The organism is Streptosporangium sp. NPDC004379, from assembly GCF_042873875.1.
Lineage (GTDB): Bacteria > Actinomycetota > Actinomycetes > Streptosporangiales > Streptosporangiaceae > Streptosporangium.
This window is the reverse complement of the sequence record NZ_JBIAMC010000006.1, coordinates 103,437-117,226: the sequence shown is the minus strand read 5'-3', so window position 1 is coordinate 117,226 and position 13,790 is coordinate 103,437. Positions and strand designations below refer to the sequence as shown.

General features: G+C 71.9%; 11 protein-coding genes. All 11 read left to right on the top strand.

Annotated features, from left to right (window positions below; genetic code table 11):
• Positions 1-5 precede the first annotated feature (5 nt).
• The 11 genes from topA (at position 6) to ACFYSC_RS14950 (ending at position 13,755) form a co-directional block, all read left to right on the top strand.
• A complete protein-coding gene (gene topA / locus ACFYSC_RS15000) occupies positions 6-2,669 on the top strand; it encodes a type I DNA topoisomerase (protein WP_389961310.1) in 2,664 nt (887 codons plus the stop codon).
• A 360-nt stretch (positions 2,670-3,029) separates the two neighbouring features.
• Entirely contained in the window at positions 3,030-4,376 is a 1,347-nt protein-coding gene (locus ACFYSC_RS14995) for a metallophosphoesterase (RefSeq protein WP_389961308.1), read from the top strand.
• A 213-nt stretch (positions 4,377-4,589) separates the two neighbouring features.
• Positions 4,590-6,683 carry a dTMP kinase gene (gene tmk / locus ACFYSC_RS14990; protein WP_389961307.1) on the top strand — a complete coding sequence of 698 codons (2,094 nt, stop codon included), beginning with the start codon at positions 4,590-4,592 and terminating at the stop codon, positions 6,681-6,683.
• A 21-nt stretch (positions 6,684-6,704) separates the two neighbouring features.
• Positions 6,705-7,886: a DNA polymerase III subunit delta' gene (locus ACFYSC_RS14985; RefSeq protein WP_389961305.1), complete on the top strand. Its 1,182-nt coding sequence runs from the start codon at positions 6,705-6,707 to the stop codon at positions 7,884-7,886.
• 780 nt (positions 7,887-8,666) lie between these two features.
• Positions 8,667-9,410, top strand: a complete 744-nt coding sequence (locus ACFYSC_RS14980; protein WP_389961303.1) for a hypothetical protein — start codon at positions 8,667-8,669, stop codon at positions 9,408-9,410.
• Entirely contained in the window at positions 9,407-10,561 is a 1,155-nt protein-coding gene (locus ACFYSC_RS14975) for a glycosyltransferase family 4 protein (RefSeq protein WP_389961301.1), read from the top strand. Before ACFYSC_RS14980 ends, ACFYSC_RS14975 begins: the two co-directional genes overlap by 4 nt.
• A 133-nt stretch (positions 10,562-10,694) precedes the next feature.
• The gene (locus tag ACFYSC_RS14970) at positions 10,695-10,793 is read left to right on the top strand and encodes a hypothetical protein (protein ID WP_389961840.1); all 99 of its coding nucleotides are present in this window, start codon (positions 10,695-10,697) and stop codon (positions 10,791-10,793) included.
• Positions 10,754-11,227 (top strand): SigE family RNA polymerase sigma factor, encoded by a 474-nt coding sequence (locus tag ACFYSC_RS14965; protein WP_389961838.1) that lies wholly within the window; start codon positions 10,754-10,756, stop codon positions 11,225-11,227. The genes ACFYSC_RS14970 and ACFYSC_RS14965 overlap by 40 nt, the downstream gene beginning before the upstream one ends.
• Positions 11,224-11,907 (top strand): permease-like cell division protein FtsX, encoded by a 684-nt coding sequence (locus ACFYSC_RS14960; RefSeq protein ID WP_389961299.1) that lies wholly within the window; start codon positions 11,224-11,226, stop codon positions 11,905-11,907. The genes ACFYSC_RS14965 and ACFYSC_RS14960 overlap by 4 nt, the downstream gene beginning before the upstream one ends.
• A gap of 153 nt (positions 11,908-12,060) precedes the next feature.
• Complete coding sequence (locus tag ACFYSC_RS14955; protein ID WP_389961297.1) at positions 12,061-12,909, top strand: stage 0 sporulation family protein; 849 nt, start codon at positions 12,061-12,063, stop codon at positions 12,907-12,909.
• Between the two features lie 69 nt (positions 12,910-12,978).
• A complete protein-coding gene (locus tag ACFYSC_RS14950; RefSeq protein WP_389961295.1) occupies positions 12,979-13,755 on the top strand; it encodes a class I SAM-dependent methyltransferase in 777 nt (258 codons plus the stop codon).
• Positions 13,756-13,790 lie beyond the last annotated feature (35 nt).

The window sequence follows — 13,790 nt, the reverse complement described above, 5'->3', positions numbered from 1 at the left end:
GCAGCGTGCCAGCCAAGAACGGCAACGCCGGCGGAACCCGCCTGGTGATCGTCGAGTCGCCTTCCAAGGCGAAGACCATCGCCGGGTACCTCGGCCGCGGCTACGTCGTGGAGTCCAGCATCGGGCATATTCGCGACCTCCCCGAGAAGGCCGATGACATCCCTGAGAAGTACAAGGGCAAGTCGTGGGCCCGCCTGGGCGTCAACGTGGAGCATGAGTTCGAACCACTCTACGTGGTCAACCCGGATAAGAAGGCCCAGGTCAGCAAGCTCAAGCAGCTGCTCAAGGACGCCGACGAGCTCTACCTCGCCACCGACGAGGACCGGGAGGGCGAGGCGATCGCCTGGCATCTCCGCGAGGTGCTCAACCCCAAGGTCCCTGTGCACCGCATGGTGTTCCACGAGATCACTCCGCGGGCGATCCAGGAGGCCGTGGCCAACCCCAGGACGCTGAACCTCCGGCTGGTCGACGCCCAGGAGACCCGGCGCATCCTCGACCGCCTCTACGGTTACGAGGTCAGCCCCGTCCTGTGGAAGAAGGTCAAGCCCCGCCTGTCCGCCGGGCGGGTGCAGTCCGTGGCGACCCGGCTGGTCGTCGAGCGCGAGCGCGAGCGCCTGGCCTTCACCAGCGCGACCTACTGGGACCTGCAGGCGCTGTTCGGCACCGGCCGCGACGAGTCGCCGAACGAGTTCACCGCCACGCTGACCGGCGTGGACGGCAAGCGCGTCGCCCAGGGGCGTGACTTCGCATCCAACGGCACGCTCAAGAGCGCCGGCGTGGTCCACCTGGACGAGGCCGCCGCCCGCGCCCTGGCCGCGCGGCTGGACGGCGCCGCCTACCGGGTCGGGTCCGTCGAGCGCAAGCCGTACACCCGCAAGCCGTACGCGCCGTTCCGGACGACGACGCTGCAGCAGGAGGCCAGCCGCAAGCTGGGCTTCTCGGCGAAGTCGACCATGCAGATCGCCCAGCGCCTGTACGAGAACGGCTTCATCACCTACATGCGCACCGACAGCATCACGCTGTCGGAGACGGCCGTGGCCGCGGCGCGCAACCAGGCGATCAACCTGTACGGCGCCGCCTACGTCCCCGACAAGCCTCGCGTCTACACCAGCAAGGTCAAGAACGCTCAGGAGGCGCACGAGGCGATCCGCCCCTCCGGCGAGGTGTTCCGCACGCCGGGCGAGACCGGGCTGACCGGTGACATGTTCCGGCTGTACGAGCTGATCTGGCAGCGGACCGTCGCCTCGCAGATGAAGGACGCGGTCGGCGAGTCGGTCACCGTCAAGGTGGGCGGCACGTCCAGCGCGGGCGAGCGGGTGGAGTTCAGCGCCTCCGGCCGGACGATCACCTTCCACGGCTTCCTCAAGGCCTACGTCGAGGGCGCCGACGACCCGGCCGCCGCCCGCGACGACGCCGAGCGGCGCCTGCCCAACCTCACCGAGGGCGACCGTCTCACCGTGGCCGAGCTCAAGGCCCTGACGCACGCCACCAAGCCGCCGGCGCGGTACACCGAGGCCACGCTCGTCAAGGAGCTGGAGGACCGGGAGATCGGCCGGCCCTCGACCTACGCGTCGATCATCGGAACGATCCTGGACCGCGGCTACGTGTTCAAGAAGGGCACGGCGCTGGTGCCGTCCTTCCTGGCGTTCGCCGTGGTCAACCTGCTGGAGCGGCACTTCGGTCACCTCGTCGACTACGACTTCACGGCCGACATGGAGAAGGTCCTCGACGACATCGCCAACGACCGGGCGGAGCGGGTGCCGGAGCTGCGCCGCTTCTACTACGGCGACGGCGGCGAGGGCGACGAGGGGCTCAAGGAGCTGGTCACCGACCTCGGTGAGATCGACGCCAGGGAGATCAGCTCCTTCCCGATCTCCGGCACCGACATCATGATCCGGGTGGGCCGATACGGTCCCTACCTGGACCGCGACGGCGTCCGGGTGAACGTGCCGGAGGACCTGGCGCCCGACGAGCTCACCGCCGAGATGGCCGAGGAGTTCTTCTCCCGCCCGACCGGCGTCCGCGAGCTGGGCCGGGACCCGGTCACCGGCCACCCGATCGTGGCCAAGGACGGCCGGTTCGGACCGTACGTGACGGAGATCCTCCCCGAGGAGCCCCCGGCCGAGGGCGCGAAGAAGCGGACGAAGAAGGCCGACGCTCCCAAGCCGCGCATCGAGTCGCTGTTCAAGACGATGTCCCTCGACACCGTCACCCTCGACGACGCCCTGCGCCTGCTGACGCTGCCCAGACTCGTCGGTGAGCTGGACGGCGAGGAGGTGAGGGCGCACAACGGCAAGTTCGGGCCCTACCTGAAGAAGGGCTCCGACTCGCGGTCGCTGACGTCGGAGGACGACCTGTTCACGGTCACCATCGAGCAGGCCAAGGAGCTGTTCGCCCAGCCGAAGACCAGGGGGCGCCGCGCCGCCGCCGCGCCGCCGCTGCGCGAGCTCGGCGCGGACCCGGTCTCCGGCAAGCCGATCGTGGTCAAGGAGGGGCGGTTCGGCCCCTACGTGACCGACGGCGAGACGAACGCCTCGCTGCGCAAGGGCGACGAGGTCGAGCAGATCACCACCGAGCGGGCCGCCGAGTTGCTGGCGGACCGCCGTGCCCGGGGCCCGGCGCCGAAGAAGCGCCCCGCCGCCCGCCCGAAGGCCAAGACCAAGACCTGACGGCCTGGGTCGCGCCACCGGGGCCGCCGCGTACCTGAGGGGGCTCTCCGCGCCCTCGCTCACCGAGTTCCGCCGCATCGGGGGTCGCCGCTTACCTGAGGGGGTTCTCAGGTAAGCGGGAACGCGCCGCCCGCGCCCGGCGTTCTCGAAAGCACGCCGGGCGCGCCGAGCCGCGGCGCGATCCGGTGCGAACGCGATGGCCGCCCGGGTCGCGGTGCGGTACGGCGCGGGCCCGCCGGGCGTGCCGGTCACGGTGCGGCCCGGCGTGGGCACGGCGGGCGCTGCCGGGACGATGTGACCCGGTGCGGGCACGGCGGAGTACGGCGGCGCGGCGGGCGCGGAGGGCGAGCGGTGGCGGGCGTGGGTTTCATAGCGATGATCGTGACGGTGGTCGTGCTGGTCCACTACTACCTGTGGCGCCGTCTGGTCAGGGACACCACGACCCCCGGGCGGGCACGCGTCGCACTCACCGCGGTGCTGCTGGGTCTGGCCGCCCTCATCATCGTGATGCGCGCCGGTGAACGGCTGTCGTGGGGCCACCTGCTGGCCTGGCCGGGCTACCTCTGGCTCGCCGTGATGTTCTACCTGTTCGTCTTCCTGGTGGTGCTGGAGATCCCGCGGGCGCTGGCGCTGCTGACCGTACGGCGGGCCGGGCGGAGAGCGCCGGAGCCGGAGCGGGAGCCGGAGCGCGTGGCCGTACCGGCGAGCACGGGGTCCGCGGCCGCGGGGTCCACGGGGTCCGCGGACGTTCGGGACGCTCGGGACGCGTCAGGCCACCCGGGCGCGGCGCGGGAGCCCGGCGCGGCGGGCGTTCCGGATGCCGAGGGGGACGCGGCCGGGGCTCGCGGTCCGGGCGGGGCGCCGGTGGGGCGGAGGCTCTTCATCGGCCGTACCGTCGCCGCCGTCGCCGGGGTGGGCGCGCTGGCCGCCGTCGGAGGCGGCGTCCGCACCGCGCTCGGCGACCCGGTGATCGAGACCGCCGGGGTCGGGCTGCCCCGGCTCGACCCGCGGTTGAGCGGGCTGCGTCTGGCCGTGGTCAGTGACATCCATCTCGGACCGCTCACAGGGGTCGGGCACACCGAACGCATCGTCCGCATGATCAACTCGCTGGAGGCCGACGTGGTCGCCATCGTCGGCGATCTGGTCGACGGGACGGTGGCCGAGCTCGGCCCGCAGGCCAGGCCGTTGCGGAGCCTCGAATCCCGTTACGGCTCCTACTTCGTCACCGGCAACCACGAGTACTACACCGCGAACGGCCCCGGCGAGTGGATCGAGGAGCTCCGGCAGCTCGGCGTCCGGCCGCTGCAGAACGAGCGCGTCGAGATCGCCCACGCGGGGGCCGTACTGGACCTCGCGGGGGTCAACGACGTCTCCGGCGGCCCGGCGTCCGGCGCGTCCGGCGGCCCGGACTTCGAGCGCGCGCTGGGCGGCCGGGACCGCTCCCGTTCCACGATCCTGCTGGCCCACCAGCCGGTCCAGGCGACCGAGGCGGCCCGGTACGGTGTCGACCTCCAGCTGTCCGGTCACACCCACGGCGGGCAGATGGCGCCCTTCAACCTGCTCGTCTCCCTCCAGCAGCCGATCGTCTCCGGGTTCGGCCAGGTGGGCGGCACCCGGGTGTACGTCACCCGGGGCGCGGGCTTCTGGGGGCCGCCGGTCCGGGTGGGAGCGCCGCCGGAGATCACGCTGCTGGAGCTCCGCGCCTGAACGGCCCGCCGGACGGGCGAAAGCGGCCGCGGCGGACGGGACGGACGGGGCGGAAGCGGTCGCGGCGGGCGGGGCGAGAACGGTCACGCTGGGCGGGGCGAAAGCGGCCGCGGCGGACGAATGGTGCGTATCGCCCGGCTCATCGCTCAGATGGGCATATCGGCTCGACCGGTGTTCGCCCCAGCCAGGCGGGCGCCTCGATACGCTGGGACCATGACCACCCCTGGCCCGAGCACCGCACGACGCAAGCCGCCTCATGTGCTTGCCCACACGCCGTTCCGAAAGCTGTGGACGGCGATGTCGGTGTGCAGCCTGGGAGACTGGCTCAACATCATCGCGCTGACCGCCCTGGCGGGAAACCTCACCGCCGGGCAGGGGTACACCACGCAGAGCCTGGCCATCGGCGGCGTGTTCGTCGCGAAGATGCTGCCGGCGGTCCTGCTCGGTCCCGTCGCGGGCGCGTTCGCCGACCGGTTCGACCGCCGCCTGACGATGTTCACCTGCGACCTGCTCAGGTTCGGGCTGATCCTGTCGATCCCGCTGGTGCTGTCGCTCACCTCGGTCGGCAACTACCAGTGGGTGCTCATCGCCACCCTCCTCGTCGAGTGCGTCAACCTCTTCTGGGTCCCGGCCAAGGACGCCACGGTCCCCAACCTGGTGCCCAAGGACCGGCTGGAGTCGGCCAACCAGCTCAACCTCCTGGTCACGTACGGCACCGCCCCGGTCGCCGCACTGCTGTTCGCGGTGCTGTCGGTCGCCGACGACGCGCTGGGCCGGTTCATCCCGTACTTCTCCGGCCGTGACACCTACCTGGCGCTGTTCATCAACGCCGTCGCCTACCTGGTGTCGGCCGTCATCGTCTTCACGCTCAAGGAGATCCGGAAGGTCCCCTCCGGGGACATCGTGATCTCCACGCCGTCGGTGCTGCGGCAGATCGTCGAGGGCTGGCGGTTCGTCGGCGGCAACCGGGCCATCCGGGGGCTGATCATCGGCATGCTGGGCGCGTTCGCGGCCGGCGGCGCGGTGGTCGGCGTGGCCAAGATATACGTGGGGGCGCTGGGCGGCGGCGACGCCGCCTACGGCGTGGTGTTCGGCGCGGTCTTCCTCGGCATGGCCGGCGGCATGTTCTTCGGGCCCAGGCTGCTGCGCGAGCTGTCGCGGCCGAGGCTGTTCGGGCTGTCGATCGTCGTCGCGGGGCTGGTGCTCGCCGCGATCGCGGTCGTCCACAACCTGGTGATCGTGGTGCTGCTCACCGTGGTCCTCGGGGCGTGCGCCGGAACCGCCTGGATCATCGGCTACACCATGATCGGGATGGACGTGGAGGACGGCCTGCGGGGCCGTACGTTCTCGTTCCTGCAGTCGCTCGCCCGGGTCACCCTGCTGCTGGTGGTCGCGGTGGCGCCCACCCTGGCCGGCCTGTTCGGCAGGCACGTGGTCCGGGTGCGCGGCGAGACGGTGTACCAGTTCGACGGCTCCAACCTGGTGCTGCTGGTCGGCGGGCTGCTCGCGACGGTCGTCGGGTTCCTCGCGCTGCGCCAGATGGACGACCGCAGGGGCGTCCCGATCCTGACCGACCTGCTGGCGGCGGTGCGCGGCGAGCGGTTCGTCCCCGAGGCCTCCGGGGCCCACGAGCAGCCGCGCGGGATGTTCGTCGCGTTCGAGGGCGGCGAGGGCTCGGGCAAGACCACCCAGTCCCGGCTGCTGGCGATCTGGCTGCGCGACCAGGGCTACGACGTCGTGCAGACCCGCGAGCCCGGTTCCACCAAGGTCGGCATGCGGCTGCGGGCGATCCTGCTGGACGCCGTGCACCAGGGGCTGTCGGCCCGCTCCGAGGCGCTGCTGTACGCGGCGGACCGCGCCGAGCACGTCGAGAAGGTCATCCGCCCGGCCCTCTACCGGGGGTCGATGGTCGTCTGCGACCGCTACGTCGACTCCTCGCTCGCCTACCAGGGCGCCGGGCGGTCCCTGAAGCAGGAGGACGTGGCGAGGGTCAACGAGTGGGCCACCGGCGGGCTGGTCCCCGACCTGACCGTGCTCATCGACACCCCGCCGTCCATCGGGCTGACCCGGCTCGGCGGGGCCGCCGACCGGATCGAGTCGGAGCCTCTGGAGTTCCACGAGCGGGTGCGCCGCGAGTTCCGCGCGCTGGCCGCCGCCCACCCGGACCGCTACCTCGTCGTCGACGGCACCCTCGACCAGAGGATGATCTCCGAGATCGTGCACGACCGGGTGCGCGAGATCCTGCCCGACCCGGTTCCCCGCGAGGCGGAGGACGCCACGAGCACCATCCCGGTCATCCACGACTGACCCCGGCGGTAGGTTGTCCGGGTGGGAGTCTTCGATGACCTGGTGGGCCAGGAGCGGGCGGTCGAGACGCTCCGCAGGGTCGCCGCTTCGGCGGCCGAGGTCCTGACCGGAGGCCGCGGGGCGGGCATGACCCACGCCTGGCTGTTCACCGGTCCGGCCGGGTCCGGCAAGGAGGAGGCCGCGCGGGCGTTCGCCGCCGCGCTGTTCTGCCCCGACCAGGGGTGCGGCCACTGCGACATGTGCCACCAGGTGGCCGTCGGCTCCCATCCGGACCTGGAGGTGGTCCGCCCGCAGGGGCTCTCCTACGGGATCAAGGACACCCGCCGGCTCATCCTCCGCGCGGCCGGCGCCCCGACGCTGGGCCGCTGGCGGGTCGTGCTGTTCGAGGACGCCGACCGTGCCACCGAGGGCGCCTCCAACGCCCTGCTCAAGGCGATCGAGGAGCCGCCGCCGCGGACGGTCTGGCTGCTGTGCGCGCCCTCCCCGGACGACATGATGATCACCATCAGGTCCCGCTGCCGGGTGGTCACGCTCGTCACCCCGCCCACCGCCGCCGTCGCCCACATGCTGGTCACCCGCGAGAACGTGCCGCCCGCGACGGCGGAGTTCGCGGCCAGGGCCGCCCAGGGGCAGATCGACCGGGCCCGCAGGCTGGCCCTGGACGCCGAGGCGCGCGGGCGCCGCGAGGCGGTGCTGTCCATCCCCGCCTCGCTCACCGGCGTGGGGGAGTGCGTGACGGCCGCGGAGCGGCTGGTCAAGACGGCCGAGGAGGAGGCCGCCGCCGTGACCTCGGCGCTGAACGAGTCGGAGACCGCCGAGCTGCGCAAGGCCTACGGCGAGGGCTCCTCGGGCAAGGGCCTCAACAGGGGCCTGATCCGCGGCGGCGCCGGGGCGCTCAAGGATCTGGAGGACCGGCAGAAGTCCCGGGCCACCCGGACCAAGCGCGACGTCATCGACACGGCCCTGCTCGACCTGGTGGTGTTCTACCGCGACGTGCTGGCGTTGCAGCTGGGCGCCCCCGTCGAGCTGGCCAACGACGACCGCCGCGCCGACCTGGAGGGCCAGGCTCGCTCCGCCGCCCCCGAGGACACCCTGCGCAGGATCGACGCGATCATGTTGTGCCGGGAGCGGCTGGCGGCCAACGTCAACCCGCAGATGGCGGTCGAGGCGATGACCCTCTCGCTGCGCCGTCCCGTTCCCTGATCCGGTCCGGGTCTCGAACCGGATCCTGATCCCGGCTCGGGACCGGAGCGGGGTCCTGATCCCTACCCCCGCCCCCATCCGGGTGCCGGTCCCGGGTCTCCGGTTCGGTCGCCGATCCCGCCGCCCGGCGGTCGTCTCAGGAGCGTCTCTCCGTTTTTGACCATATTTCCGGTTTTTCTATCTATGTCGGGCTTGCTCGTTATTTTCGAGCTGAGACGGTTTCGCTGTGATTCAGGCGGTCTCGTCATCGTTTTCGCAGGTCAGCGGCTGGGGCTGATCGTGTGGCCGGGTGACGTCCGTTTCAAGTTCGCCGGGACGTGCAACGTTATGGATGGTTTATGAGTCTTTAAGGGTATGCAGCATGACTTTCCGGGCTTCCCGCCCCGGGAAACCGGGGCCGCGGCCGGCGCGTGCCGTGCCGTGGGGAGCACCCGGCCTCGACGCGAGACGCCCGGCGGCACGGCGCCGCCCCGCGGTGTGCGGCGCGGCGGTGTGCGGCTCCACGGTGTGCGGCCTGGTGGTCCGGGTGCCGCATCCGGGCTTCGGGATTCCGCATCCGGGCTTCGGGGTTCCGCGCAGGCAGGGGACCGGTTCGCGGCGCCGTACTGTTCGACGGCATTTTTTCGCGTCGAATCCCCTCGAAGGGGAAGCATGGATCGTTAGAATTCCCAGCGAATTTATACAGACTTGTTGTCATTTTAATCTCTATGCGTGCTCTACGGGGTGAGCGGGCAAGACGGGGGTTCCTCAGTGGGTACGGGAACACGGGGCGGAGCGGCCTTGGCCGGAGTCAGGAGGGCCGTCACCGGCAGGGTGGACGGCGACGACGTCCTGAGGGTCGAGTGGCCGGGCCCGGACGGCGGACGGTCCGCGGCGGAGGACGGGGACATCGTCCTGCGGCACGCGGAGACCGGTGAGGAGCGTGCCGGCACCGTCCTGGCAGGGCTGGCGCCGGGCATCTGGGTGGCGTCGTACCGGGGGGAGCCCATCGCCACCGACGATCCGGGCTTCTCGCTGGACGGCCTGATGGACTACGCCGCCATGCCCCGCGAACGGGAGGTCCGCGCCTTCCGCACCTCGGTCGGCACGCTCGCGCTGGCCGTCAGGGAGGTCCTGCCGTACGTCGAGGTGACCGGTGTCGTCTCCGACGACGGCGTGGTCGGGGTGACGGGCGTGATCGCCTACGGTGAGCCGGTCGAGGGCCCGGCCCGGCTGGTGGCCGTGCCGAGGAAGGGGGCCGAGCCGGTCTCCGGTCCGGGAGCGTTCCACGGCCGGAGCTTCGAGGGAAGCGTCCGGATCGAGCCGATGGCCGAGGGACAGAGCCGGCGCCGGACCTTCTGGGACCTGTACGCCGAGGCCGGCGGGGCGCGGCTGCCGCTGGCGGCCCGCCTCGACGACGTCACCGACAAGAAGACCAAGGTGCGCTTCCCCGCCCAGCACGTGGAACGGGTGCGGGTGCGGCCGTACTACACCGACACCGACAGCCTGGCCGTGGCCCTGACCATCGAGGAGGAGGAAGCGTGAAGATCTCCTTCCTGATCCTCAACGCCTACGGCATGGGCGGGACCATCCGCGCCACCTTCGACCTCGCCACCGAGCTGTCCCTCCGTCACGACGTCGAGGTGATCAGCGTCTTCCAGCACGCCGACCGGCCCTTCCTGCGGCTCGGCCCGCGGGTGCGGCTGCGCTCGCTGGTGGACCTGCGGGAGGGGGCCAGGGTCCGCTGGCCGTACACGAAACGGGCGGAACGGCTGAGCGGACAGGAGAGCGAGCTGATCCACCCGGAGGAGCGCGCCTACGCCTCCTTCACCGCCTGGAGCGACGACGTGCTCAGGCGCGAGCTGCGCCGGCTCCGCACCGACGTGCTGGTCACCACCCGGGCCGGGCTGAACATCATGGCCGCCAGGTTCGCGCGCCGGAAGGTCGTCACCATCGCCCAGGAGCACCTGCACTTCGAGGCGCACAGACCCGGCATCTTCCAGGAGATCCGGGAGTGGTACCCCAGCCTGGACGCGGTCGTCACCCTCACCGAGGCCGACGAACGGGACTACCGCGACATGCTTGGTGAAGGCCGGACACGGGTGATCACCATCGGCAACGGCCTGCCCGCCGCGCCGCGGCCCCGCTCCCGGCAGGAGAACAGGATCGTGCTGGCCGCTGGGCGGCTGGTTCCGGTCAAGGGCTACGACCGGCTGCTGAAGGCGTTCGCCCAGGTCGTCCAGAAACGGCCCGACTGGAAGCTGCGGATCTACGGCGAGGGCCGCTCCGGCGACAAGCTGGTCCGGCAGTCGGTCAAGCTGCGCCTGCACAACAACGTCACGTTCATGGGGCCGACCGAGGACATCGAGGGAGAGCTCGCCAAGGCGTCGATTCACGCGGTCAGCTCCCGGTTCGAGGGCTTCGGCATGACCATCATCGAGGCGTTCTCCTGCGGGGTGCCGGTGGTCAGCTTCGACTGCCCGAGGGGACCGCGTGAGATCATCACCTCCGGTCACGACGGCCTGCTCGTCCCGCCCGACGACGTCGACGCGCTGGCCGAGGGGCTGCTCCGGATGATCGACGACGAGGAGGGCCGGCACCGCATGGCCCGCAACGCGCTGGAGACGGCCGCGCGCTACGACATGTCCGTGGTCGCCGAACGCTGGGAGCGGGCCTTCGCCGAGCTCACCGGGTGACACGGAGCCGTACGGCGGGCGGTCCGCCGGGGACCCGCCGGGAAGAACGCCGGAGAACGTGCGCCGGACCGAGCAGCAGACGGCTCGGTCCGGCGTCTCTGTGATGTGATCGTGTCATTCTCGGGGACGACCCCTGAACCGAAGATCGAGGCCTCTCCGCACGCGGAGCGCCTGGCGAGGGACCGTGTCGACATCGCGGGACTGTTCGCCGAACACCACCTCGGCCTGGTGAGGCTGGCCCTGCTCATGGTGGGTGACCAGGCCACGGCGGAGGACGTGGTGCAGGAGGCGTTCGCCCGGACGCACGCGGGACGGCGCCGCCTGCGCGACCCCGGGCGCGCGCTGACCTACGTCCGTTCGGCGGTGCTCAACGGGGCCCGTTCCGTGCTGCGGCGCCGGGCGGTGGCGTTCCGGCGGGCCGTGCCGTACGAGCCGCCCGTCTGGTCGGCCGAGCACGCGGCGCTGCTCGGCGAGGAGCGCCGCGAGGTCCTGACGGCGCTGCTCGGGCTGCCGAAGCGGCAGCGCGAGGCGTTGATCCTGCGCTACTACCTCGACCTGCCCGACCAGGAGATCGCGGATGTCATGGACATCCGAGCCGGTACGGCCCGGTCCACCATCGCGCGCGGGCTGGCCGCCCTCGCCCGGACGCTTGGGGAGGAGTCATGACCATGAAGACCACCGAGGAGCGCCTGCGAGGCGCCCTGTCCGCTGCCGGCGACACCGTCACCGACGTCCCCCCGCTGGTCGTTCCCGCCCGCCGGCGCACGCGGCTCCCGCTGCGGGTGAGCGCCGCCGCGCTGGCCGTCGCGGCCGTCGCCGTCGGCGTCACGAACCTCGCCGCTCCCGTTTCCCAGCCGGGGGATGACGTCGTCCTGGCCATGGCCGCGGGCGGCGCCGGGCCGTGGGGGAGGGCCGAGGTCTCGGTCTTCCTGTGCAAGAGGCAGGACCCGTTCCCCTCCTGCGGGGGCAAGGGGATCACCGAGGCGGAGCGGGAGGAACTGCGCCGGACGCTGGCGGGCCGGCCCGAGGTGGAGGGCGTCATCTTCGAGGATCAGCAGAAGGCGTGGGAGAACTTCCGGCGGCAGAACACGAACGACACCGCGCTCATCGACGCGATCCGCCCCGAGGACATGCCGGAGTCCTTCCGGGTCGGGATCAGGGAGGACGCGGACTCCGGAGCCGTGGCCAGGGCCGCGGGGGAAATGCCCGGAGTGTCCAATGCCATCGACCAGCCCTGCCTTCTCAGGAGGACCTCCCGGTGGGAGGCGATCAAGAGCAGGCTTCCGTGGTCGGACGGTCCGCAGCAGTGCTTCTTCCCGGACTCCCCTCCTCTGGGCGGTGGGTGATCGTCCGTCCCGGCTGAACGGAGGAGTACGGCCCGCGCCCCCAAGCCGCTGGCGAGACCGGCGGCGCGGGGGATCCGGGGGTCCGCGGCGGCGGTGCGGCGCGTAGGGTGGCGTGAGTGGGCGCCAGCCGTACCCCCTGCCGTTTGGAGCCACATGAGCATGATCATGGCGGTGAGTTTCACCCGCTACGGCCGTCTTTACTACCTCGACCCCGGCGAGCACAGCCCCAAGATCGGCGACAAGGTGCTCGTGCCGACCGACGCCGGGCCCGAGGTGGCCGAATGCGTGTGGGCTCCGCAGTGGACCAGCGAGGAGATCGGCGACCTGCCGGTGTGCGCGGGCATCGCCGGCGAGGAGCATCTGGCGCGCGACGAGAACAACAGAAGGCGGCGCGCCGAGGTCAGGAGCGTCTCCAAACGGCTCATCAAGCGGCACGCCCTGCCGATGAAGGTCGTCGGCGTCGACTACCTCGACGCCGACAACGTCTACACCGTCTACTTCTCCGCCCCGCACCGCGTCGACTTCCGCGCCCTCGTCCGCGACCTGGCCCGCAACCTGCGCGCCCGGGTCGAGCTGCGGCAGATCGGCCCGCGCGACGAGGCCCGCCTGCAGGGCGGCATCGGCCCGTGCGGCCGCGACCTGTGCTGCGCGACCTTCCTGAAGGACTTCGAGCCCGTCTCGGTGCGGATGGCCAAGGACCAGGGCCTCCCGGTCAACCCGATGCGGATCGCGGGGGCGTGCGGGCGGCTGATGTGCTGCCTGAAGTACGAGCACCCCCTCTACATGGAGGCCAACCGCACGATGCCCCGGGTCGGGTCGAAGGTGGACACCCCCGAGGGGACGGGCACCGTCGTCGGGCGCAACGTCCCCTCCGACTCGGTGACGGTCCGCCTGGACGAGGGCGGCCGCCGCTGCGCCTGCCCGTCGGCCTCGGTCTGCTCACCTCGCAAACAGCACGACGCGATGTACGGCACGGCGGCGGAGCCGGGCTCCGGCGGCTGAGGCGCGTCCCGGAAGCCGGCGCGGGAAATCCGCTGGACGATCCGCCCGGAAGCCTGTCAGCCTCGAACCATGGTTGCGGAGGCGGCGAAGCGGTCGTTCGACGATCTGGTGGCGGAGGCCGAGTCGGTCTCGGTCGACGGCTGGGACTTCTCCTGGCTGGACGGCCGGGCGACCGAGGAACGGCCCTCCTGGGGATATTCGCGGCTGATGGCCGGGCGCATGGCGCGCGCCGACGCCGCGCTGGACCTCCAGACCGGTGGGGGCGAGGTGCTCGCGGGCGTTCCGCGGCTGCCCGCCGTGACGGTCGCCACCGAGTCCTGGCCGCCGAACATCGCCCGCGCCGCGGCGAGGCTGCGCCCGCGCGGGGTCGCGGTCGTCGCCGACGACGACGAGCCGAGGCTCCCGTTCCGGGACGGCGCCTTCGACCTGGTGACGAGCCGCCACCCGGTGACCACCTGGTGGGAGGAGATCGCCCGCGTGCTCCGGCCCGGCGGGACGTACTTCTCCCAGCAGGTCGGTCCGCGGAGCGTCGTGGAGCTGACGGAGTTCTTCCTGGGGCCGCAGCCGCGCGACACCGCCCGCGATCACGAACTGACCCGGGCCCGCGCCGAGGACGCCGGCCTCACGGTGCTCGACCTCCGGCCGGAGCGGCTGCTCACCGTCTTCCACGACGTCGGCGCGGTGATCTACTTCCTCCGCAAGGTGATCTGGATCGTCCCCGGCTTCTCCGCCGACCGCTACCGCGCCGAGCTCCGGCGGCTCCACGACCGCATCCAGGACGAGGGGCCCTTCGTCGCGTACGCGACCCGCTTCCTCATCGAGGCCCGCAAGCCCCTTCCGGCCTGAGGAACGTCCCGCCGAGCCGAGCCGGCCGGTCGACC

Bases quoted from the DNA above. Each gene is read 5' to 3' on its own strand.
- ACFYSC_RS14950 (WP_389961295.1), top strand. From the start codon at position 12,979: ATGGTTGCGGAGGCGGCGAAGCGGTCGTTCGACGATCTGGTGGCGGAG.
- ACFYSC_RS14960 (WP_389961299.1), top strand. From the start codon at position 11,224: ATGACCATGAAGACCACCGAGGAGCGCCTGCGAGGCGCCCTGTCCGCT.
- tmk (WP_389961307.1), top strand. From the start codon at position 4,590: ATGACCACCCCTGGCCCGAGCACCGCACGACGCAAGCCGCCTCATGTG.
- ACFYSC_RS14955 (WP_389961297.1), top strand. From the start codon at position 12,061: ATGAGCATGATCATGGCGGTGAGTTTCACCCGCTACGGCCGTCTTTAC.